The sequence below is a fragment of the Pseudomonas sp. A34-9 genome (assembly GCF_029543085.1).
GTDB lineage: Bacteria > Pseudomonadota > Gammaproteobacteria > Pseudomonadales > Pseudomonadaceae > Aquipseudomonas.
Genome location: NZ_CP119967.1, coordinates 5,757,241 through 5,778,633, shown reverse-complemented (window position 1 = coordinate 5,778,633; position 21,393 = coordinate 5,757,241). Strand labels below are relative to the sequence as shown.

18 protein-coding genes are annotated in these 21,393 nt (G+C 60.1%); 4 read left to right on the top strand and 14 right to left on the bottom strand.

All coding sequences use genetic code 11. The annotated features are described in order from the left end of the window. Nucleotides 1-81: 81 nt before the first annotated feature. From P3G59_RS25845 to P3G59_RS25830, 4 genes are read right to left on the bottom strand one after another with little or no spacing between them, the layout of a single operon-like run. Nucleotides 82-1,071 carry a lysylphosphatidylglycerol synthase domain-containing protein gene (locus P3G59_RS25845; protein WP_277759492.1) on the bottom strand — a complete coding sequence of 330 codons (990 nt, stop codon included), beginning with the start codon at nt 1,069-1,071 and terminating at the stop codon, nt 82-84. Continuing rightward, nucleotides 1,068-2,342: a cardiolipin synthase ClsB gene (gene clsB, locus P3G59_RS25840; RefSeq protein ID WP_277759491.1), complete on the bottom strand. Its 1,275-nt coding sequence runs from the start codon at nt 2,340-2,342 to the stop codon at nt 1,068-1,070. Before clsB ends, P3G59_RS25845 begins: the two co-directional genes overlap by 4 nt. Then, a complete protein-coding gene (locus P3G59_RS25835; protein ID WP_277759490.1) occupies nt 2,339-3,136 on the bottom strand; it encodes an endonuclease/exonuclease/phosphatase family protein in 798 nt (265 codons plus the stop codon). The genes clsB and P3G59_RS25835 overlap by 4 nt, the downstream gene beginning before the upstream one ends. After that, on the bottom strand, nt 3,133-4,059 hold the full coding sequence (locus P3G59_RS25830) for a DUF72 domain-containing protein (protein WP_277759489.1): 927 nt from the start codon (nt 4,057-4,059) through the stop codon (nt 3,133-3,135). The genes P3G59_RS25835 and P3G59_RS25830 overlap by 4 nt, the downstream gene beginning before the upstream one ends. A 409-nt stretch (nt 4,060-4,468) precedes the next feature. On the opposite strand from P3G59_RS25830, the gene P3G59_RS25825 reads away from it, so the two are divergent. After that, the gene (locus P3G59_RS25825) at nt 4,469-6,562 is read left to right on the top strand and encodes a mechanosensitive ion channel family protein (RefSeq protein WP_277759488.1); all 2,094 of its coding nucleotides are present in this window, start codon (nt 4,469-4,471) and stop codon (nt 6,560-6,562) included. Between the two features lie 105 nt (nt 6,563-6,667). Here P3G59_RS25825 and P3G59_RS25820 read toward each other — a convergent pair whose 3' ends face one another. After that, complete coding sequence (locus P3G59_RS25820) at nt 6,668-10,963, bottom strand: DEAD/DEAH box helicase (RefSeq protein WP_277759487.1); 4,296 nt, start codon at nt 10,961-10,963, stop codon at nt 6,668-6,670. Nucleotides 10,964-11,261: 298 nt separating this feature from the next. Here P3G59_RS25820 and P3G59_RS25815 point away from each other — a divergent pair, with 298 nt between their 5' ends. Continuing rightward, nucleotides 11,262-12,146 (top strand): sugar nucleotide-binding protein, encoded by an 885-nt coding sequence (locus tag P3G59_RS25815; protein WP_277759486.1) that lies wholly within the window; start codon nt 11,262-11,264, stop codon nt 12,144-12,146. After that, the gene (locus tag P3G59_RS25810) at nt 12,139-13,071 is read left to right on the top strand and encodes an NAD-dependent epimerase/dehydratase family protein (protein ID WP_277759485.1); all 933 of its coding nucleotides are present in this window, start codon (nt 12,139-12,141) and stop codon (nt 13,069-13,071) included. Before P3G59_RS25815 ends, P3G59_RS25810 begins: the two co-directional genes overlap by 8 nt. Before the next feature lie 379 nt (nt 13,072-13,450). Here P3G59_RS25810 and P3G59_RS25805 read toward each other — a convergent pair whose 3' ends face one another. The 8 genes from P3G59_RS25805 to P3G59_RS25770 form a co-directional block, all read right to left on the bottom strand. After that, nucleotides 13,451-14,149: an OmpW family outer membrane protein gene (locus tag P3G59_RS25805; protein WP_277759484.1), complete on the bottom strand. Its 699-nt coding sequence runs from the start codon at nt 14,147-14,149 to the stop codon at nt 13,451-13,453. 194 nt (nt 14,150-14,343) lie between these two features. After that, the gene (locus P3G59_RS25800) at nt 14,344-14,862 is read right to left on the bottom strand and encodes a DUF3299 domain-containing protein (protein ID WP_277759483.1); all 519 of its coding nucleotides are present in this window, start codon (nt 14,860-14,862) and stop codon (nt 14,344-14,346) included. Between the two features lie 11 nt (nt 14,863-14,873). Continuing rightward, complete coding sequence (locus tag P3G59_RS25795; protein ID WP_277759482.1) at nt 14,874-16,139, bottom strand: ABC transporter permease; 1,266 nt, start codon at nt 16,137-16,139, stop codon at nt 14,874-14,876. Nucleotide 16,140: 1 nt separating this feature from the next. Further along, nucleotides 16,141-16,851 carry an ABC transporter ATP-binding protein gene (locus P3G59_RS25790; RefSeq protein WP_016984101.1) on the bottom strand — a complete coding sequence of 237 codons (711 nt, stop codon included), beginning with the start codon at nt 16,849-16,851 and terminating at the stop codon, nt 16,141-16,143. 140 nt (nt 16,852-16,991) lie between these two features. Next, entirely contained in the window at nt 16,992-17,591 is a 600-nt protein-coding gene (locus P3G59_RS25785; protein ID WP_277759481.1) for a DUF2796 domain-containing protein, read from the bottom strand. Between the two features lie 158 nt (nt 17,592-17,749). Beyond that, nucleotides 17,750-18,316 (bottom strand): hypothetical protein, encoded by a 567-nt coding sequence (locus tag P3G59_RS25780; RefSeq protein ID WP_277759480.1) that lies wholly within the window; start codon nt 18,314-18,316, stop codon nt 17,750-17,752. After that, nucleotides 18,313-19,263 (bottom strand): CHAP domain-containing protein, encoded by a 951-nt coding sequence (locus tag P3G59_RS25775; protein ID WP_277759479.1) that lies wholly within the window; start codon nt 19,261-19,263, stop codon nt 18,313-18,315. Before P3G59_RS25775 ends, P3G59_RS25780 begins: the two co-directional genes overlap by 4 nt. Further along, complete coding sequence (locus P3G59_RS25770) at nt 19,260-19,841, bottom strand: PAAR domain-containing protein (protein ID WP_277759478.1); 582 nt, start codon at nt 19,839-19,841, stop codon at nt 19,260-19,262. The genes P3G59_RS25775 and P3G59_RS25770 overlap by 4 nt, the downstream gene beginning before the upstream one ends. A gap of 134 nt (nt 19,842-19,975) precedes the next feature. On the opposite strand from P3G59_RS25770, the gene P3G59_RS25765 reads away from it, so the two are divergent. After that, complete coding sequence (locus P3G59_RS25765; RefSeq protein WP_277759477.1) at nt 19,976-20,335, top strand: hypothetical protein; 360 nt, start codon at nt 19,976-19,978, stop codon at nt 20,333-20,335. A gap of 88 nt (nt 20,336-20,423) precedes the next feature. Here the strand turns inward: P3G59_RS25765 and trxA are convergent, their stop codons facing one another. Then, nucleotides 20,424-21,296: a thioredoxin gene (gene trxA / locus P3G59_RS25760; RefSeq protein ID WP_277759476.1), complete on the bottom strand. Its 873-nt coding sequence runs from the start codon at nt 21,294-21,296 to the stop codon at nt 20,424-20,426. Between the last annotated feature and the right edge of the window lie 97 nt (nt 21,297-21,393).

The window sequence follows — 21,393 nt, the reverse complement described above, 5'->3', positions numbered from 1 at the left end:
CGCAGCCTTCGGCAGCTCCTATAGGGAAAATACATTCCAAATGCAGGAGCTGCCGAAGGCTGCGATCTTTTGATCTGGATTTTAATGTCCGGGTTTCTTCTCGATCCGCAGCGCCTTGGCCTTGGCTTCAACCACCAGATACATCACCACCGTGATCAACAGCGGCAACAGAAAGTAAATCGCCCGATACGCCAGCAACCCCGCCACCAGACTGCCCCGCGAAGCCTCGTGTTGCAGCAGTGCCACAAACACCGCTTCCAACACCCCGAGGCCCGCCGGAATATGCGTGATGACCCCGGCAATCGCACTGATCAGCAACACGCCCAGCACCAACGGATAATCGAGCTTACTCGGCAGTAAGGTGAAAATTACCGCCGCCATCAGCGACCAGTTCAATGCTCCCAGCAGCAGTTGCAGGACGGCCATGCGCAACGACGGCAGATTGATTTCCACCCCGCGAATCGACCACTCGCGGCGCCTGGAAAACTGACACGCCGCGAGATAGCCAGCGCTGATCAGCAGTAACAGCACACCAATGCCTTGCAACGCATCGCTGCTGACTTTCCAGCCCGGCGGCATGCTCACCAATCCGCTGCTGAACACCGCGCCGGCGATGGTCATGTAGCCGAACCAGTTGGTTGCCAGACTCAGACCGAGAATCTTGGCGATGTTGCTTTTGCTCACCCCAAGGCGCGAATACAGCCGATAACGCATGGCGATACCGCCGACCCATGCGCTCAGGTTCAGGTTGAACGCATAGCTGATGATCCCCACCGGCAGAATCTGTTTCCAGGTCAGGTCCTGGCGAATGTAGGTGCGGCCGATCAGGTCGAAACTGGCGTACACCAGAAAGCTCAGCAGGGTCAGGCTGGCGGCGATGATGAGCGTGCGCACCTTGAAGTCGGCGAGGGTTTGCAGCACTTCGGCCCATTCGATGCGCGTGGCGAACATCGTCAGTAACACGATCAGCGCAAGGAAAAACAGCAGTGTCAGTGGCCGTTTCCAGCGACTCCATTTCGAGTGCGCTGCTGGCGTCGAATGCGGTGTGGCATGCGCCTCGGAATGGCTCATGGCGTATCACCTCGAAAAGGCTTGAGCCTTGGTTTGTGCGCCGGCAGCCAACCGGCCATGGCCGGAAAATGCCGCAGAAAGTGGAACACCAGAAAACCCACGGTCATGTGCCAGATGCGCCCCCGTGGTGATTTGCCGGGATCCATGGCTTTGCAGTGGTTTTCGCTGAGGTCTTCGAGGCGCTCGAACAAATGCTGATTGAACGCGCGGTCGCGGATCAGCACGTTGGCTTCCAGGTTCAGCGACAGGCTCAGCGGGTCGAGATTGCTCGAGCCGACCGTGCTCCACTCTTCATCGACCAGGGCGACTTTGCCGTGCAGCGGGCGCTGGCAATATTCGTGAATCTGCACGCCGGCCTTGAGCAGGTAGTCATAGGTCATACGCGCCGCCAGTTTGGCCACCAGCATGTCCGGCTGGCCTTGCAGAATCAGCCTCACCTCGACGCCGCGCCGCGCTGCATTACGGATTTCCCGCAGCAAGCGGTAGCCGGGGAAAAAGTAGGCGTTGGCGATCACCACGCGGCGTTTGGCGCGGCGCAGTACCTGCAAATACACGTCCTCGATATCGGTGGGGTGTTGATCGTTGTCGCGGAACACCAGACGTACCTGACCGTCGTGATCGTTGAAGGCCATTTCCGCGCGGCGCTGGCGCCGGCGTTGCCACCAGAATCTTGCGCGCCCGGGGCGGCCGCTTTGCAGCAGGGCGAAGTGGTGAATGTCAGCAACCGCCGGGCCCTGGACCTGCACCGCATAATCCTGCTTGGCTTCGGGGCCGAAATCGGCCAGGTGATCGCCGGAAAAGTTGATCCCGCCAATAAACGCGATCAGACCGTCGACCACCACGATCTTGCGATGCAAACGGCGGAACCAATTGGTGCGGATGCCCAGGCGTTTCGGCGCCGGGTCGAAGATCTGCAAATGCACGCCGGCTTCGCTCAGCTCGCTGAGATAGCCGGTAGTCAACTCGCCACAACCGAAACCGTCGAAGCTGACGGTGGTACGCACGCCACGCCGGGCGGCGTCGATCAGAACTTCCTTCAACTCGGCACCGACCTTGTCTTCGAAAACGATGAAGGTCTCGAGGAGGATTTCACTCTTCGCCGCGCGCATCGCTTCGAACACGCGGGGGAAATACTCCTCGCCGTTTTCCAGCAACTCGACGCGGTTGTTGCCCTGCCAGCTGTACTCGACATCAACGTGGCCGGGCTCACGTATCGGCGGGGTGATGGCTATCGGTTCCACGGCGGATTTCTCCAGCGGCGCGCTGCTCATAGTTCGATCTCCACCGATAGCGGGACGTGGTCGGAAAGGTGCGACCACGGTCGGTTCGCGAGCACTTTCGGCAGGCTGGCCTTGAGGTTGCGCACGTAAATACGGTCGAGCCGCAGTGTCGGCAGGCGCGCCGGGAAACTGCGCGCCGGTTTGCCCTGCTGCTCGGCAAATACTTCGCGCAGGCCACAGGGTTTGAGTTGGGCATCGGCGCGCTGGCGCCAGTCGTTGAAGTCGCCGGCGACGATTACCGGTGCATCGTCGGGCAACTCCGCCAAGCGCTGCATGAGCAATTCAAGCTGGGCGTTGCGATGACTTTCGCGCAGGCCCAGGTGCACGCAAATCGCATGGATCTCGACACCGTCGCCGGGCAGGCGCAGCACACAATGCAACAGACCACGGTTTTCGTGGCCGCTGATCGACACGTCGAGATTGTCATGGCGGATGATCTGGAATTTCGACAGCAGCGCGTTGCCGTGATCGCCCTCCGGGTACACCGCATTACGCCCGTAGGCGAACTGCGGCCAGAGGCTGTCGGCGAGGAATTCGTATTGCGGCATCGTCGGCCAATTGTTGTAGCGCTTGGGATGCTGTTCGTGGGTGCCGTGGACTTCCTGCAGAAACACCACGTCGGCTGCCACGCTGCGCACTGCTTCGCGCAGCTCCGGCAGGATGAAGCGCCGGTTGAGCGCCGTGAACCCCTTGTGGGTATTCACCGTCAGCACGGTAAAGGTGCGCACTGACGGTGCGACCACGCTGCCCTCGTCAGTGAAGCCAACCGGTTCTGGAATGCTCATGGCAGTACCCCTTCGGCAACCGGTTCACCGGGGGTGGTGGCGAGGTTTTTATCCAGTTCGAAACGGTGCAGCAGATCGCGCGCGTCATACGGGGCACGGACTTTGATGTCGTTGTCGAAATAGCAGAACACCTCACGGGATTTGCGCGCGCGCGGTTTTAGCCGTGGGGCGATCAGGAGGGCGTCTTTGGGTTGCTGGCCGTGGTGCCAGGCGTCGATGCGCTCGGCCCAGCGTTTGAGTGCCGGTGCGGTGTAGCCACTGGCGTACAGCTCTTCGGCGCCGTGCAGACGCAGGTAGACAAAGTCGCTGGTGAGGTCTTCGCGGTACGGCCATTTGTCCGCGGTGTCAGCGATCACCAGCGCGGTGTTGTGGCGCTTCAACAAGCGCACGAACTCGGGGGTGATAAAGCTCTCGTTGCGGATTTCCACGGCGTGGCGCAGCGGTTTTTTACGCCAGGATTTCATGCTCGCGTGACCATGCAGGTGGGCATCGTGCTGATGGGCGAGGGTGGCGGCGGCTTCGGTGTCGTGGGGTAACAATGCGAGGAAGTGTTCGAAGCGCTCAGGCTCGAATTTGAAGTTTGGCGGGAACTGCCAAAGGATCGGACCGAGCTTTTCCTTGAGTTCCAGCACCCCGGAGGCGAAGAAGTTCGCTAACGGTTTTTCGATCTCGCGCAAGCGGCGGATGTGGGTGATGAAACGCGGCGCCTTGACGCTGAAAACGAAGTCGTCGGGTGTTTCGGCGTACCACTGGGCGTAACGCTCGGGCCGCTGCAGGGCGTAGAACGATCCATTGATTTCGATGCTGTTGACCGCCCGCGAAGCAAATTGCAGTTCGCGCTTTTGCGCCAGTCCCTTGGGGTAGAAATCGCCGCGCCACGGGGCGTAGCGCCAGCCGGAAATACCGATGTGAATCGTTGCCATGCCGCCCTCCGTCGAAAGTCCTCGTGTTGCCGGTATCTTTTGATGACTGCGAGCGGTTCGGGAAAGTTTCGATGGCATTACGGACGGTCACGTCCAAGGCGTAGATCAAAAGCGCTCCCCCTCACCCAACCCTCTCTCCCAGAGGGGGCGAGGGGGAAGGGAGCGGATCTTCAGGGTTCTCAGGATTTGAGTTCGACTCCGGACTTGTTGATCGTTCCCGCGCTCTGCGTGGGAATGCCTCAATGGACGCTCCGCGTCCGCTTTTGGGACGCATAGCGTCACTGGCTGCATTCCCACGCAGAGCGCGGGAACGATCGGGTTCGCGGTGATGCTCTGTGAGGGTGCTCTTGAACTTGCTGTGCAATTACCGATCAGTTCCTTACAGGTTCAGTCACGGGAGATCGGAGTTTTGCTCAAGTTCAGGATCGCCATGGTGCTGGGAGCACTGTTGTTTCTCGGCGCCAGTGAAATCGACGCCGCCGCATTGCCGGGCGTACCGGCCACCACCGAAGAAGCGGCCAAACCTGAACCGATTGTGCAGGGCGGGCTGCTCGGTGCGATCAGTTCGAGCATCGACGACGTCCAGGACAAACTCGACCTCAACGAACACCTGGTCGATGCCTGGCGCCTGCGCGCCGATCGTGCCGCCGATGAAGTCGACAAACTGGTCAATCAACCGTCGAACCGCTCGGGCTGGAGCGTCGCCGGGGATTTCCTCACGCTGTCGGGCGTCTGGCTCGGCAGTTTCGCGTTATTGACCGTGCTTGGCAGCCTGTTGGCCAAACGCTTGGGTGAGGGGCGATGGCTGCGCACCCGTCAGCGCAGTCAGGACCTGCTCGGTTACTTGCTGCCGTACACCGTGCCGGCGCTGATCTGTCTGCCGCTGACCCTGTACGTCAGCCATTTTCTGCAAGCTTCGGTAGGCCGTGCACTGGCGCTATGTCTGGCCTACGCCACTAGCAGCGGCATCTTTTCCACCTCGATGTTGCTGTGCGTGGTGGTGATGTTCAACATCGGCCATAAACGTCCGGCGGCGCGGATCATTCGTGATTATTGCCCGCGTCCGCTGTTCCTGATTGGCTTCCTCGCGGCCCTCAGCGACGCGCTGACCAGCCCGCAGATCGCTCGTCAATTGGGTGGCAATATCACCAGCAGTATTGCGGTGTTCACCGGGCTGATCGCCTCGATCATTTTCGGTTTACTGGTGATTCGCCTGCGTCGCCCGGTGGCGCATCTGATCCGTAATCGTTCGCTGAGCCAGCGCTTGAAACAACCCTCATTACAGGAATCGCTGCGGATTTTCTCGGGGCTGTGGTATTGGCCGATTGTGCTGATGGTGCTGGTCTCGGCGGTCAATCTGATCGGCATCGGCGAGGACAATCAGAAAGCCCTGCGCTGCGCTCTGTTGACCACGGTTTTGTTAATCGGCACGGTATTCCTCAGCACGATCCTGCAGCACTTGTTCAAGTCACGAAAGGCCGAAGCGATCCAGCGCAGCAGCGCCTACAAGGAACGTTTCCTCAGCCTCTTGCATGCCTTGCTGCGGATCGTCATCGCCATTGCCTTCATCGATATCCTCGGGCGGATCTGGGGCGTGTCGCTGCTTGATTTTGCCCAGAGCAGCACGGTCGGCCGGGCGATCAGCAACGCGTTGAGCAGCATTGGCCTGATCTTCCTGGTGACGTGGCTGTTGTGGGTGGTGCTCGACACGGCGATTCAGGAGGCACTGAAACCGCCACTCAGCAGACGCGCGGTGCGCCAGCCGAGTACGCGGGTAAAAACCATTCTGCCGCTGCTGCGCAACGCGATCAAAATCATCCTCGTGGTGATCTGCGCGATCACCACCATGGCCAATCTGGGGATCAACGTCGCGCCACTGCTGGCGGGTGCCGGGGTGGTCGGGCTGGCCATCGGTTTCGGCTCGCAGCAACTGGTGCAGGACGTGATCACCGGGCTGTTCATCATCATCGAAGACACCCTGTCGATTGGCGATTGGGTGGTGCTCGACTCGGGCCATGCCGGTACGGTCGAAGGGTTGACCATTCGCACGCTGCGCCTGCGTGACGGTAAAGGTTTTGTGCACTCGGTGCCGTTCGGCCAGATCAAGGCAGTGACCAACCAATCGCGGCAGTTTGCCTTTGCGTTTTTCTCGGTGCAGTTCACCTATGACACGGATGTCGACAAGGCCATTGAGTTGATCCGCGAGACGGGCGATTCGATTCGTGAAGACCCGTTCCTCAAGTACAACCTGCAAGGGCCGCTGGATGTGTTTGGCGTGGACAGGATGGATTTGAACGGCGTGGTGCTGACGGCGCAGTTCAGAACGGTGTCGGGCGGCCAGTATGCGGTGAGCCGGGCGTTCAACCAGCGTTTGAAGAAGCTTGTGGATAACAGCCCGCAGGTGCATTTCGCGCAGACTTATCCACAGCAGGTTTTGTTGCCGAAACGGCAGCAGGAGGGGGCGGTGGTGGCGAGTGAGGTGCCGCAGCAATCGCGGACATAGAGCATGTTCTGGTGTAGGGCTGCTGACGCCTTCGCGAGCAGGCTCGCTCCCACAGGGGGAACGCGATCAAACTGTGGGAGCGAGCCTGCTCGCGAAGGCGTCGGTTCAACTCACCCAATGCCGGATCAGCTTGCTGCGCACCTGCTCCATGGCGACCTGATCCAGCTCCAGCCAGAACTGCTGCTTGCCGGCAATCTCCGCCGCCGCCGGCAACCCATCGCGATACACCAGCCGATTACTCACCAGCGCCGGCACTTTCACCCCTGGCAATAACGTCCCGGCCAAATTCAGCGGATCAACCCCACACACCGCCACCAGACTGCCGTCATGCGGCCGCCGACGTACTTCGCGCAGTAATGGAATCGCTTCGGGCAAGGCAAACTGTTCCCCCGCCAAACCACTGACAAACCGCCCGCCACGAATCTCGCCCCGCGCTTCCAGGCGATGAAACGTTCGCAGCAATTCCCGCCAACTCGGCAACCAATCCGCCTCACGTTCGAGCAGGCGCCAGAACACTACGCCGTAGCGCCGCAATAAGGTCATCGCGACGTGCTCCAGCGTCTCGCTGTTATCCACAGCGGCCCCGCGCCGCAGCAATGCCCAACGCCCGGCATCGTCCATCCCACCCACAAACGCGCCGCGCCCGCGACGACTGCTGCGCTGCTGGCGCTTGCTTGCCGGGGTGATCAACGCGCGCAGGCCGGCGAAGCTGTCGGCGTTTACCAGGCCAGCGCCGACCAGCTCCTGCAAGGCGATCTCCAGTTCGGTGCGCAGCAGGTGCGCTTCATGAATCAGCTCATCGAAAAACAGCGCACCGTGCTGGCTCAGCGCTTCAAAAACCTTTTGGGTTTTCGGCGACAGTTCGCTTACCGGCGTCTGCTCAGCCAATGCACTCCATACACCCACCTGATTGCGTGGCAGCAACACGATCGGCGTGCTGCGCAACGCCGTGCCGCTGATTTTTTGCCGGGCGCTGAGGCGCGTCCACACCAGTTTGCCGTTGCGGCACAGGTCATCCAGCCAGCTCGGTGAATAGTCCTTGAGACGGGCCGGGAGCAGGTCGCTGTCCCACGCCGAAGCCGCCGCCGCGTAACCTTCGAACTGGCCGACAATCGCCGGCAATATGGCGCTGCCCTGACCCCGAGTCGCGGGCGACAGATGCTGCCAGTCGAACAGAAACCGCATGAAATCCTGCAGCGCGACCGGTTCGATTTCCCGGCGCAGGCGCTTGACCGTGTAGCGATGAATGCGCGCGAGCAAATGCCGTTCGCACCATTGCTCGACATTGATTTTCGGCGTGAATTGGCCACGTAACACATAGCCTTCGCGTTCCAGTTGGGCAAGGGCTTGCTGGACCTGAGCAGGCGCTAACGCGAGCGGTTCGGCAATAGCGGATAACGGCAGTGGGCCGAACGCACCGAGACGCGCGCGGATCACCTCGACCAAGGCTTCATCCAACGTCCAGATTTCAGCGAATCCCGGCAACGCCTCCAACTCGGGTTGCACAATCGCCTGTGGATAAAGCGTTTGCAGGCAGGTCAGGCGTTCACGGGCGAGCCATAAACAATGCTCGGAGTCGATCTGCAGACGGCAGGCGCGACCGCTGCTGGTCAGGGTTTCCAGCCATGCACGCCAACCTTCGTTCGCTTGCACTTCAGCCTCGCTGATGCACGCCAGGCTCATCAGCGCCTCATTCATTTCGTCCACAGCGTTCGGCGTCGGCCACGCTTCTTCACGCACGGCGGCAATCGCATCGGTATCCAGCGCACCGAGATCATCAGTCGATTGCGGATCGCTCCAGCGCCGGTTGATCACCGCCTGGGTTCGGCGTTCTTCCAGCGGTGCGTCGTCGAGAAAGGTGTACGGCCGCGCGCTGAGAATTTCAGCGGCGAGCGGTGAGGGCGCCGGCAGATCGCGGCTGATCAGACGCACCTCGCCACGCTCCATGCGCCGCAGCAGATTGAGCCAGCCTTCGCTGTCCATCGCCTCGTGCAGGCAATCGTCGAGGGTTTGTTCGATCAACGGGTGAGCGGGAATTTCCCGTTCACCGGCGAGGTTTTCCAGGCACGCAATCTGATCGGGAAACACGCTGGCAATCAGGTCTTCGCTTTTCATCCGCTGCAACTGCGGGGCGACTTTGCGCCCGCCGGTAAAGCGCGGCAGCGCCAACGCCACTCCGGCATTCCAGCGCCAGCGCACGCCGAACAGCGGCGCATCGAGCACCGCTTGAATCAGGACATGCTCGGCACTGCTGCTGTGCAGGTAACGCCAGACGTCATCGAGTTCAAAACTGTGGCTGGTGGACAGCGACAGCACGATGGCGTCCTCGCTGGCGGCAGCCTGCAATTCGAAGTTGAAGGTGCGGCAGAAACGCTTGCGCAAGGCCAGTCCCCAGGCGCGGTTGATGCGGCTGCCGAACGGTGAATGGATAATCAGTTGAGTGCCGCCGGACTCGTCGAAAAAACGCTCCATCAGCAGCGTGTCCTGCGAGGGCAGGGCGCCGAGGGTCTGCCGGGCTCGGGCCAGATACTCGACCAGTTGCTCGGCGCTGGCGCGGTTGAGGCCGAGGGTCTGCGTCAGCCAGTCGAGCGCCGGTTGCAGATCGCCGGGGCTGGCGCCGAGTAGCGAGTCGAGCTGTGCTTGCAGACGTGCGACAGCGGATGACAATTCATCGCTGCGCCCCGGCGCCTCGCCGAGCCAGAACGGAATGGTCGGCGGCTGGCCGTGGGCATCTTCGACGCGCACCTTGCCGGCTTCCACGCGCAGGATCCGGTAGGAGGTATTGCCAAGCTGGAACACATCGCCGGCAATGCTTTCCACGGCGAAGTCTTCATTGACGCTGCCGATGTTCAGGCCTTGCGGCTCGAGCATCACGCTGTAGTCAGCGTTGTCGGGGATGGTGCCGCCGCTGGTCACGGCCGTCAGTTGCGCGCCGCGCCGGCCACGCAAAGTGCGGCTGACGGCGTCGCGGTGCAGGTAGGCGCTGCGGATACCCTGGCGGCCGTTGTAGCCTTCGGCGAGCATGCTCAGCAGGGCTTGATAGTGTTTTTCGTCGAGGTCGCGATAGGGCGAGGCGCGGCGGAACATCGCCAGCAAGGCGTCCTCCGGCCATTCCTGACAACTGACTTCGGCGATGATCTGTTGCGCCAGCACATCCAGCGGCGCGGCGGGAATGTGCAAGGTGTCGAGCTCACCGCGGCGCACGCAGTCGAGCAGGGCGGCGCATTCGATCAGGTCGTCGCGGGTGGTGGCGAACAGGCGACCCTTGGGCGTGCCGCCAACCTGGTGCCCGGAACGGCCAACCCTTTGCAGAAACCCGGCGATGGAGCGCGGCGAGGCGATCTGACAGACCAGATCGACTTCACCGATATCGATGCCCAATTCCAGCGAAGCGGTCGCGATCAATACCTGCAGTTCGCCGCGCTTGAGGCGTTGTTCGGCGTCGAGGCGAAATTCCTTGGCCAGACTGCCGTGATGCGCCGCCACGGCTTGTTTGCCGAGGCGTTCACTGAGGTGTCGGCTAAGACGCTCGGCCAGGCGCCGGGTGTTGACGAAAATCAGCGTGGTGCGGTGCTCGCGAGCGAGTTCGGCGAGGCGGTCGTAGACCAATTCCCAGACATCGTTGGCCATCACTGCTGACAACGGCACCGGCGGTACTTCGATGCCAAGATCCCGTGGCCGGGCGTGGCCGATGTCGATGATCTCGCAGGGACGATCATGGCCAACGAGGAACTGCGCCACGGCTTCGACCGGTTTCTGGGTGGCGGACAGGCCGATGCGGGTCAGCGGTTCGGTGCATAACGCTTGCAGTCTTTCAAGGCTCAGGACCAAGTGACTGCCGCGCTTGCCGGCGGCCATGGCGTGGATTTCATCGATGATCACGGTGCGTGTGGTGCCGAGCATTTTGCGTCCGGATTCGGAACCGAGCAGCACGTACAGTGATTCCGGCGTGGTCACCAGAATATGCGGCGCCGATTTGCGCATGGCCGCGCGTTCTTTTTGCGGTGTGTCACCGGTGCGCACGGCGGTGGTGATTTGCAGCTCGGGCAGACTCATCTGCCGCAGTTGTTCGGTTATCCCGGCCAGTGGATGTTGCAGGTTGATGCGAATGTCGTTGGACAGCGCTTTGAGGGGCGAGACGTACACCACCAGCGTTTCGTCGGGCAGGCCATCGGGGTTTTCCAGGCCTCGGTGCACGAGATCGTCGAGCACGGCGAGAAACGCGGTGAGGGTTTTACCGGAGCCGGTGGGGGCGGCGATCAGCGTCGAACGGCGCTGGCGGATCAGCGGCCATGCGCGGGCCTGGGCGGCGGTGACCGTCGGGAAGGTCTTGCTGAACCAGGCGCTGACGGCGGGGTGAAAGCCTGCCAGGGCCGCGTCCGTGGGGATGGGCAGATTCATGGCTTAAGTTATGCGGGCGCGGGCGGGAAGATGCAAGTACCGCCGGGATCTTCAGCGTCTGGCGGGGCCGAATCGCGAGCAGGCTCGCTCCTACAGGGCGAATGCATTTCAATTGTAGGAGTGAGCCTGCTCGCGATGGCGCCAGTCGAGGCGACACAAATCCCGGCGATCTACACTTTACGGATGACGGTTGCGCACTAAACCCGCAAAATGCAACGATTCCGGTAATTATCGACGACGGTTCCACGAGATCCGTCGCTAAAGCCATCGTTCCAATCAGACTGGGCCTGCTGACTCTATGCGAATGCGCCTTATGTTACTGGGCGGCGGAAATGCCCTTGGGCAGGCGCTGATTCGCCTCGGTGCAGAGGAAGACATCGGTTTCCTCGCCCCCCGCCCGCCCGAAGACGGCTGGGATGCCGCGAGCCTGACGCAACTGCTCGACGACACCCGTCCCGATGCGTTGATCAACCTCGCCTACTATTTCGACTGGTTCCAGGCCGAGGCCGTCAGCGAAAGCCGCATGGCCGGGCAGGAACGTGCCATCGAACGTCTGGCCGAACTGTGCCAGCACCACAACATCGTCCTCGTCCAGCCTTCCAGTTATCGGGTGTTCGATGGTTCGCGTGCCACGGCGTACAGCGAAAAAGACGAACCGGTGCCGCTGGGTCTGCGCGGTCAGGCGTTGTGGCGCATCGAACAAAGCGTTCGCGCCACTTGCCCGCAGCATGTACTGCTACGTTTCGGCTGGCTGCTCGATGACAGTCCGGACGGCACCCTTGGGCGTTTCCTCGCTCGCGCCGAGCAACCGGATGAATTGCTCCTGGCCGATGACCGCCGTGGCAATCCGACCCCGGTCGACGATGCCGCGCGAGTGATCATTTCGGTGCTCAAGCAACTCGATTGCGCCGCGCCGCTGTGGGGCACTTACCATTACGCTGGCCACGAGGCGACCACGCCGCTGGCGCTGGGCCAGGCGATTCTGACCGAAGCGCGCAGCCTGCACGCCCTGGCCATCGAAGCTCCGACTGCTCAGGCTCATGCCGCGCGGCCGGACGCTGCCGAAGAGCCGCAACATGCCGTGCTGGCCTGCAAGAAAATTCTGCACACTTTCGGGATCAAGCCGCGCGCCTGGCGTGCCGCACTCCCGGGCTTACTGGATAGGTTCTACCGTCATGGCTGAAGGGACTGTTTTAATCACCGGCGGAGCCGGTTTCATTGGCTCGCACCTGACCGATGCCTTGCTTGCTCAAGGCCATTCGGTGCGCATCCTCGACGATTTGTCGACGGGCAAGCGCAGCAACCTGCCGCTGGACAATCCCAAGGTCGAGCTGATTGTCGGTGATGTCGCCGATGCGTCGCTGGTGGCCAAGGCCATGCAAGGCTGCAGCGCTGTCGCTCACCTGGCGGCGGTGGCGTCGGTGCAAGCATCGGTGGATGACCCGGTGAAGACTCACCAGAGCAACTTCATCGGCACGCTGAATGTCTGCGAAGCCATGCGTCTGGCCGGGGTCAAACGTGTGTTGTATGCCTCCAGCGCAGCGGTGTACGGCAACAATGGCGAGGGCGAGTCGATTGATGAAGACACGCCCAAAGCCCCGCTGACGCCTTATGCCTCGGACAAACTGGCGGGCGAGCATTATTTCGATTTCTATCGCCGCCAGCATGGCCTGGAGCCAGTGATTTTCCGCTTCTTCAACATCTTCGGCCCGCGTCAGGATCCGTCCTCGCCGTATTCCGGAGTGATCAGCATCTTCAGTGAACGCGCGCAGAAAGGCCTGCCCATTACCGTGTTCGGTGATGGTGAGCAGACGCGCGATTTTCTGTATGTCGAAGACCTGGTCGATCTGCTGGTGCAGGCGATCGAAAAGTCTGAGGTCGAAGTCGGTGCGGTGAACGTCGGCTGGAATCAGTCGATGAGCCTCAAGCAGATGCTTGAAGCCCTGCAAGCGGTGGTCGGTGAGCTGCCACCCGTCAACTACGGACCGGCGCGCTCTGGTGACATCCGTCATTCGCGGGCGAATAACGCTCGTTTGCTGGAGCGCTTCAAGCTGCCGCAGCAGACGCCGATGAGCGTGGGGTTGGCGCGGTTGTTGGGGCGCTCTTGAAAGTCCCCTCATCGGAACGCCGCCCGCCTAACCCTCTCCCAGAGGGAGAGGGGACTGACCGAGGTGTCTGGACGAGATACATCGACCTGAAATATCGAGTCGAGCTCAGGTTTTGAAGACACCACAAATCGGCTCCCTTTCCCCCTCTCCCTGAGGGAGAGGGCTGGGGTGAGGGGGGAAATCTGACTCACGCCACAGGTTTGCAGCGGACATGAAAAAGGCGCCCTTTGACAGGCGCCTTTTTCACGGCCGGAATATGTCGCTACTCCTGTGGCGAGGGGATGTTATCCCCCGATCGACTGCGTAAGGTCGCCGTCAGTTCTATGCCTGCTCACCACCAAGCCTCATTCACCACCACGTGAACGTTCGGTCAATCGACTTAGAACTTATAGCCCAAACCGACCATGTAGATGAACGGATCGACATCCACGTTGACCCGTGCGCGAGTGCCCGGCGCAACGGCGTTGTTCTCGACGGTGGCGCGGGTGTCGATGTCGATGTAACGCACTTGGGCGTTGAGCATGATGTTGTCGGTCAGCATGTAGTCGGCACCGACCTGCCAGGCCAGACCCCAGGAGTTTTGCGCCTTGAAGTTGCTGAAGCCGTTGGCGCTGGCTTCGCTGCCGACGTGTTCGTCATAGATCCAGGTGTAGTTGATACCGCCACCGACATACGGCTGGAACGGCGACGTCGAGTCCAGCGGGTAGTAGACGACGCTGAGGGTTGGCGGCAGGTGTTTCAGGGTGCCGAGCTTGCCATTGGCCGCTGACAGAGCAGTGCCCTTGATCTTGACGTCGTGCTCGAATGGCGTGGCTGCGAGCAGTTCGAGGCCGACGTGATCGGTGAGCATGTAGGCGAAGTTCAGACCCAGTTGGGTGTCGCTGCTCATGGTCGCCTTGCCGCCCAGATTGGTGCCGCTCAACGGGCCCTGATCGACCTTGACGCTGGAACTGTCGGCCTTCGGGTTGACGGTGATCGCACCGGCGCGAATGAGAATGTCACCGGCTTCGTGGGCGTGGGCGAGCGGGGCTGCGAGCGCGAGGGCAAACAGCGAGGCGCTGAGCAAGGACTTGTTCATGGGGGCTCCGAAAGGACGTTAAAAATGTCTGATGTCCTATGGTACGAAGCCAACTGATACGGTCTTTTGACTCAGCTCAATGAAACAGTGGAGGCCGCAAAAGATCGCAGCCTTCGGCAGCTCCTACAGAGAAACATGATCCTCTGTAGGAGCTGCCGAAGGCTGCGATCTTTTGATCTTGAAACTACCGGGATTTACTCCGGCAGCTCATACACATAAATCTTGTCGGCATCCATCTGATACCCGGCATCCGCCAGTTCACTGCTCGACGCCTTGACCTGCAACGGTCCTTCGACCCAGTACGGCTGATACAACTCATCAAGCTTCACGCCCAACTCGCTTTTCACATGCACAATCTGGTTCGACGGCGGTGGCGGCACATGGATGCACGCGCCGAAATACGGCACCAGCAGAAAGTCCGTGGTGCGTCCTTCTTCATTGACTTCCAGCGGCACGATGTAGCCCGGCAAACGAATGTTCTGACCGTCGAGTGATTGCACCACCGGCGCGTTCGGCAGGTCCTGCTTCGCTGCTGGCGCGGACTCCGCCGATAGCGCGTCGCTCATCTTCGACATGTCGTGCAGAGGTGTCATGTTCGGCACTTCCGGCGCGGCATCCGGCGGGATCATTTCCGACCACGTCAGGTCTTTCGGCGCCGCGGCCCATGCGGGCAGGGCGATCAGCAACAGCAGCGCGAGTACGGCGCGGGGCATGGTGAACATCCTCATAAACGGATCGACAGGCCATCGGCCAAAGATTGGCGATAAGCGCGCCAGGCCGGCACACTGCCCATCAGCAGCGCGGCCGCCAGAATGCCACCGAGCAGCGTCCATTCATACTCGCTCGGCCACGCCAGCGGCAGGTACAAGCCGTAATTGGCCTGCACGTAACCCTGCGCAGCGGCGATACCGATGTACAGCAACGCAACGCCGGCGATCACCCCGGTCAGCGCCAAAGCAAAAGCTTCCAACACCAGCAGACTTGCAATATGCCACGGCCGCGCACCCACCGAACGCAGAATTGCCATCTCGCGCCGCCGTTCGTTGAGGCTGGTGAGAATCGCCGTGAGCATGCCGATCAACCCGGTCAGCACCACAAACAGCGAAACCACAAACAGCGCTTTTTCGGCGGTGCTCATCAGGCTCCACAACTCTTGCAAGGCCACGCCCGGCAGAATCGCCAGCATCGGCTCGCCACGGAATTCGTTGATCTCGCGTTGCAGCGCAAACGTCGAAATCTTGCTGTTGAGGCCAAGCATGAAAGCGGTGATCGCTTGCGGCGTCAGGTCCATGTTGCGGGCCTGATCGGCGCTGATTCGGCCGTTACCTCGCGCCGGTACGCCGTTATGCCAGTCGATGTGAATCGCCTCCATGCCGCCGAGGCTGATGTGCAAGGTGCGATCCACGGGTGTACCGGTACGCTTGAGAATGCCGACCACGGTGAACGGTTTGTCGTCGTGCTTGACCAGGCTGATCGCCGCCACGCCGTGGGCCAGCACCAGTTGGTCGCCGAGCTTGTAATGCAGCGCCTCGGCCACTTCCGCACCGAGCACCACTTCAAACGGATCGGTGGTAAACGCGCGACCGTCGGCCAATTGCAGGTGTTGCTGGCGACCGTACTGGTAATGCTCGAAATAGGCTTCGGTGGTGCCCATCACGCGATAACCGCGATGGGAGTCGCCGAGGGACATCGGAATTGCCCACTTCACTTTCGGGTTGTTGGCAAAGTGCTCGAAGCTGTCCCAGCGAATATTGTTGGTGGCATTGCCGATGCGGAACACCGAGTACAGCAGCAGGTTCACCGAGCCGGAGCGTGCGCCGACGATCAGGTCGGTGCCGCTGATGGTGCTGGCGAAACTGGCTTTGGCCTCGGTGCGTACTCGTTCAACGGCCAGCAGCAGGCACACCGACAGGGCGATCGCAAATGCGGTGAGCAAAGCGGTGAAGCGGCGGTTGGCCAGGCTGGCCATGGCCAGACGAAACAGATACATCTCAGACCTCGGCAGACGTGGCGGCGCGATTGAGTTCGGCCAGGGACAGGTGACGGTCGAACAGCGGCGCCAGACTCTGGTCGTGGCTGACGAACAGCAGACTCGATCCGGCCTCGCGGCATTCGGCGAACAGCAGGCGAATAAAGTTTTCCCGGGCGTCGTAATCCAGTGCCGAGGTCGGTTCGTCGGCGATGACCAGTTCTGGCTGACCGATCAATGCGCGCGCGGCGGCAACCCTTTGCTGTTGACCGATGGACAACGAGTCAGCGCGGCGACTGAGGATGCTTTCATCCTTCAAACCCAAGTGGGCGAGCAGGGTGGCGGCGGCTTGATCGACGCTACCGTGGCGCTGTTTTGCCCGTTGCGCGCGCAGCTTGGAAAAGTGACACGGCAGCTCAACGTTCTCGCGTACCGAGAGAAATGGCAGCAAGTTGAACTGCTGGAAAATATAGCCGGTGTGATCGACACGGAAGGTGTCGCGGGCGCCGGCGGAAAGTTCGGTGAGTTCCTGGCCGAGCAGTCGAATGCTGCCGCGACCGGGTTTCTGCACACCGCCGAGCAAACCGAGCAAGGTGGTCTTGCCGCTGCCGCTGGGGCCTTTGAGGAACAAGGTTTCGCCCGCTTCCAGACGAAACGCCGGGATGTCCAGCAATGGCGGATGACCGGGCCAGTTGAAGCCCAGGTCGGACAGTTCGATGAGTGCTTGGGTCATGGCACCAGTTTCATGGTTGGACACAGAGCCTCCTGTAGGAGCTGCCGAAGGCTGCGATCTTTTGATCCTGTTTTTTTACAATCAAAAGATCGCAGCCTCGTTTCACTCGACAGCTCCTACAGGGGATTTTCAATGAGTGATCAGAATTTCAGCGACGCAGTCTTGGCAGTTACTTCCGTGCCTTGCTGGCCGTTCGCGCTGATCAGTTGTACCTGAATTTTCTGTGTCGCCGGGAAGGTATTGAAGACGTTAGCCAGGTCCAGGGTCTTCAACGCACCCGGCATAGCGCAGCTGAATTGGTAATGCGCGTGGATTTCGCTGTGGTCGTGGTGATGCTCGTGACCGTCCTTGTCCGCTTCATCGTCGTCATGGTCATGGTCATCGGCATCGGGCTTGTCGCCGAACAGCGGGCTTTCCAGTTCCTGGCTGACGACCTTGCAACCGGCAGCGGCGGGAAGGCTGAACAGGGCCAGCGGTTTTTCCAGTTGCGCGCGGGCAGCGGCAACTTTGGCTTTGTCGGCATCCGTGGTCGCAACGTGCTCGAAACCCACGAGGTTCATCGCCGGGCTTTCCAGCTCCAGTTCGAGGGTCTGACCATCGAGCGCAGCATTCAGTCGACCAACGCCATGTTCATGCGCGCCGAGGCTACCGTGTTCATGGTCATGGTCATGTTCATCGGCGGCGTGGGCGATGGCCAGCGGCAACAGGGCAAACGGCAAAGCGAGCAGCAGACGACGCATGGCGGTCTCCGGGAAGTAAAGTGAAAAGTTTGTTATGTAATCTTATAACGAAAGTGCGCAGAGTGTGCCCGTGCGCTCCGCTTTGCGCAAGACATGACTGAGCACCGCCCAAGGTAGATTCCGGGGCGGTGCTTAGATTGGAAGTCACACTTTTAGAGTCAGAAGCCTGCGCCGGGATAGTCGAACCAGTAATGGCCCGATAGCACATAATTGATCAGATTTGCATCAAGTACGCTCGGGGCATCGCGAGTGAAGCGCTGGCGCCATGCTGGCAGCCACCAGTAATTGATGGCTGTTCCGCGTGGACGTATCACCACTTTCATGACCTCCTGATCTATTTTGCCCTCTGCATAGAGTTGATGGGTACGATCCATGAAGGCCATGTATTGGCCTATCGGCAACTGGAACATCAACGCAGTGGTGAAGATTTTTTCACTCTGACTGAACGCCGGGCTTTGTAGTATCTGCAGTGCTTCGCACGTGTACGGCTCTGGTTGGCCAGCGATTTTTTGGCCTTCTGGAGTAGAAAGTATGTCGAAACGGTCGACCATATCCCGCCAGTCGATGCGGCTATTGCCCTCAAAGTAATTGCTGACCACAGCGGTCAGCGGACCCGGCGCTATGTCGTTGTAGGTACAGGCTGAAAGGTTGGCGGGCGACAAAAATCGCCATGCCACAATCAGTAAAAGTGAAGCAGTCAGGATTATCCAGAAAAGACGTTTCATTGTGGTTTGCTGTATTTGTAGCGTCGGAAGATGGAGAAGTCGTGGTCATCGCGAGCGGCATTGCCAGATGCGATTCGAAAACCGACATCGTTGACTTCTATTTTGTCCCAGCCTGCAGAAATGCAGACACCTTGGGTCAGAACAAAACCTACGTGGCCGCTGGCATCAGTGTAATTGACAGCATACGCACCGACGTCTCCGGGAAGCGGTGATTTCTCGGCGTTCCAGCTATTAAGCAAGCGGGTTTCGTCTGCCCATTCTCCTGCGGTCGGCGGACTCACTTTGGAATAACCCGGAACATACTTTGAAGAGCCATGTTCGATCATCGCCACATTGACACCGATTGCGGTCAATACGTCATAGACGAACACATTGCACTTGTTTGATTCCGCCCGGAATTCCACGCTTTTCTTAAGTGTTGGATGCGGTAAAGAGTGTTTAACTTTGTTACCGGCCCATACGGTCGAACCTCGGTGTGAAAGCGCCTCCATCAATATTCGGCGCGGCATATCCTGGATGACCACTTTCACGGTACGGGTCTCATTTTTTCGTTTGACCCCGTACTCCACCTCGTAAAAGGTGTCATTGGAAACGGCGCCGCTTGTGGACAAGGGTACCTTCACCCACGGTGAAACAGCGACGATCGACAGGGATTTGCCTTCGGTCAGCGTGGCTGTGTGCATCGCCTTTGTCGCTCCCGATGAGCCGACGATCTGAACAGTAACTTCGTGGCTCTCTCGGGTTTTTATTGATGGCAATGTCGTTGTACCCGAAAGGGTAATGCCGGTTTGTCCCTTGTCAGATATGAGCGAGTAAATGCGCGGTTTGTCATCGTTCTGAATAATGTTGTCGTCGATGATCGATCCATCCACCAGCATCTGAAACTTGATGCCTTTTGGTGGCTGCATCAGAAAGTCTTTAAAGATCAGTTTGATTTCCGATTTCATGACAGATCCTGTTGCAACGGTTCTTCGTAGGCATAAAACGTCCACTCGGAATCTTCACCGACCAACAAAGTGTCGTAATCCGCGTGGTTTTCTACTTTGTGTTCGCAGCCTTCACCCGTGGCGCTGCAGGTGCTGTCTTGCAAGACAGCCACCTTTTTTTTGTCCTTGAGTTTGTAGGACAGTCCAGGCTTTTCGCCGTCGTCCAAGCGTTCGATGATTACCTGCAGGTAACGATACGAAGTCAGCGCAACAATCGGTGGCCCCATGTCGATAGGGGCGGGGCGGCCTATTCCGGCGAAACCACTGTGTTGTTGAGGCAGCAGTTTGTTGGACATGGGCGGGCAGCCGCAGGCGACATAATCATCTACCAACGCAGCGGGGCCAGCAGGCAATATCAGCGTTCTTTCGCCCACCGCCACGATCGGACCTTTGCCGGGACCGCAAACCGGACAACTGGCGAGTTGTCCGATGGAGGCGATTATTTTTCCTTCGATATTGAGGTTTTCATTTCCCTCAAGTACCACGCCACCCGTAGAGGTCGGGCCTCCTTTTGAGGCCAGTTTTCGTCCTGAAGACATTGGGATCCTTCCCGCGAAAAAGAGACCAATGTAGTCGATTACCCAACAATTGCCAGTTGCGTTTGGCGCCTTTACTTGGCGTTGCACAAGTCCCGTGGGAGCATGCAGGTCAGAAAAGTGCAGGAGCGGACTCAATGTTGCGGATACGCGGAACCGTCGGCGACGTGCCGGTGGATTTGACGGTGGAACTGGATGAAGGCGACTGGGCGAAGCTTGGTTCGGCGCTGAACGGGCAGGCGCCGGTTGCTCAATCTGAAGCGGTCGCGGCAGCCCCGGCGGCGAAACCGCTGAATCAGGACGATGCCTTGTGGCAGTTGGCCAAGGATCTGTTGCGCAAGGCCGGACAGCTCAGCGGCCCGGATCTGCTTGATCAACTGGAAGGCCTGACCGGCAGTGCGGTGGCGGGCAAACGCTTGCTGGTGCGCTTGCGCCATAGTTCCGATGTGAAAGTGGTGAGCGGCGGGGATACGCCGCTCTACAGCTGGATCGAGTAAAGCGCCAAAGCTCGCCGCCTGCGGCAGCTCCTACAGATGTTCACATCATCCCAGTGTAGGAGCTGCCGCAGGCTGCGATCTTTTGATCTTAATAAAGCGCAGCAAACATCTTGCGGCGGTACACCGTCACCAGCGGATGATCATTGCCCAGCAGCTCGAACACCTGCAGCAAGGTTTTGTGCGGCAGGCCTTCGCTGTAGCTGCGGTTGCGGATGAACAGCTTGAGCAATGCTTCCAGCGCCGCTTCGTATTGCTGGCGGGCCAATTGCTGGATCGCCAGTTGATACACCGCTTCGTCGTCCTGTGGATCTTTCGCCAGGCGCGCTTTCAGATCGGCGGCGTCCGGCAGATCACGAGCAAGTCCGAGGAACTTGATCTGTGCCTTGGCCCCGGCCAGTGCGGCTTTGTGTTCATCGCTTTTGACCGCATCGAGCACGGTTTGCGCTTCGTCCAGTTCGCCACGTTCGGTCAGGCAGCGCGCGTAGAGAATCAGCGCTTTGGCGTTGCTGTTGTCTTCAGTGAGCATCACCACCAGCGCCGCTTCGGCATCGGCGTAACGACCGTCATCGAACAACGCCTGAGCCTGCTCGAACGGATCGGCGGCGGCCGGCGGTGGCATTTGCACGTGCGGCTCAAGCAGGGCACGCACGGCGGATTCCGGTTGCGCACCGGCAAAACCGTCGACCGGTTGACCGTCCTTGAACAGCACCACGGTTGGCAGGCTGCGAATACCGAAACGGGCGACGATGTCCTGCTCGATGTCGCAGTTGACCTTGGCCAGCAGCAATTCGCCCTGATAACTCTCGGCGATGCCTTGCAGCATCGGCATCAGCGCCTTGCATGGCGCACACCACTCGGCCCAGAAATCCACCAGCACCGGTTTGTTGAAAGAGGCCTCGATCACCGACTGGTCGAAATCGGCAGTCGTGGCGTCGAAGATGTACGGCGTTTGCTCACTCATGGGGGATCTCGTCAAAGCGTGGATGGGGCAACTATACGGCTTGGCGGGTGTTGGCCGGAAGCGGGGCAGGGTTTGAGAGGTGTATTGCATGGGTGGA

Coding starts and splice junctions, on each gene's coding strand:
- P3G59_RS25845 (WP_277759492.1), bottom strand. CDS start 1,071: ATGAGCCATTCCGAGGCGCATGCCACACCGCATTCGACGCCAGCAGCG.
- clsB (WP_277759491.1), bottom strand. CDS start 2,342: ATGAGCAGCGCGCCGCTGGAGAAATCCGCCGTGGAACCGATAGCCATC.
- P3G59_RS25835 (WP_277759490.1), bottom strand. CDS start 3,136: ATGAGCATTCCAGAACCGGTTGGCTTCACTGACGAGGGCAGCGTGGTC.
- P3G59_RS25830 (WP_277759489.1), bottom strand. CDS start 4,059: ATGGCAACGATTCACATCGGTATTTCCGGCTGGCGCTACGCCCCGTGG.
- P3G59_RS25820 (WP_277759487.1), bottom strand. CDS start 10,963: ATGAATCTGCCCATCCCCACGGACGCGGCCCTGGCAGGCTTTCACCCC.
- P3G59_RS25815 (WP_277759486.1), top strand. CDS start 11,262: ATGCGAATGCGCCTTATGTTACTGGGCGGCGGAAATGCCCTTGGGCAG.
- P3G59_RS25810 (WP_277759485.1), top strand. CDS start 12,139: ATGGCTGAAGGGACTGTTTTAATCACCGGCGGAGCCGGTTTCATTGGC.
- P3G59_RS25805 (WP_277759484.1), bottom strand. CDS start 14,149: ATGAACAAGTCCTTGCTCAGCGCCTCGCTGTTTGCCCTCGCGCTCGCA.
- P3G59_RS25800 (WP_277759483.1), bottom strand. CDS start 14,862: ATGCCCCGCGCCGTACTCGCGCTGCTGTTGCTGATCGCCCTGCCCGCA.
- P3G59_RS25795 (WP_277759482.1), bottom strand. CDS start 16,139: ATGTATCTGTTTCGTCTGGCCATGGCCAGCCTGGCCAACCGCCGCTTC.
- P3G59_RS25790 (WP_016984101.1), bottom strand. CDS start 16,851: ATGACCCAAGCACTCATCGAACTGTCCGACCTGGGCTTCAACTGGCCC.
- P3G59_RS25785 (WP_277759481.1), bottom strand. CDS start 17,591: ATGCGTCGTCTGCTGCTCGCTTTGCCGTTTGCCCTGTTGCCGCTGGCC.
- P3G59_RS25780 (WP_277759480.1), bottom strand. CDS start 18,316: ATGAAACGTCTTTTCTGGATAATCCTGACTGCTTCACTTTTACTGATT.
- P3G59_RS25775 (WP_277759479.1), bottom strand. CDS start 19,263: ATGAAATCGGAAATCAAACTGATCTTTAAAGACTTTCTGATGCAGCCA.
- P3G59_RS25770 (WP_277759478.1), bottom strand. CDS start 19,841: ATGTCTTCAGGACGAAAACTGGCCTCAAAAGGAGGCCCGACCTCTACG.
- P3G59_RS25765 (WP_277759477.1), top strand. CDS start 19,976: ATGTTGCGGATACGCGGAACCGTCGGCGACGTGCCGGTGGATTTGACG.
- trxA (WP_277759476.1), bottom strand. CDS start 21,296: ATGAGTGAGCAAACGCCGTACATCTTCGACGCCACGACTGCCGATTTC.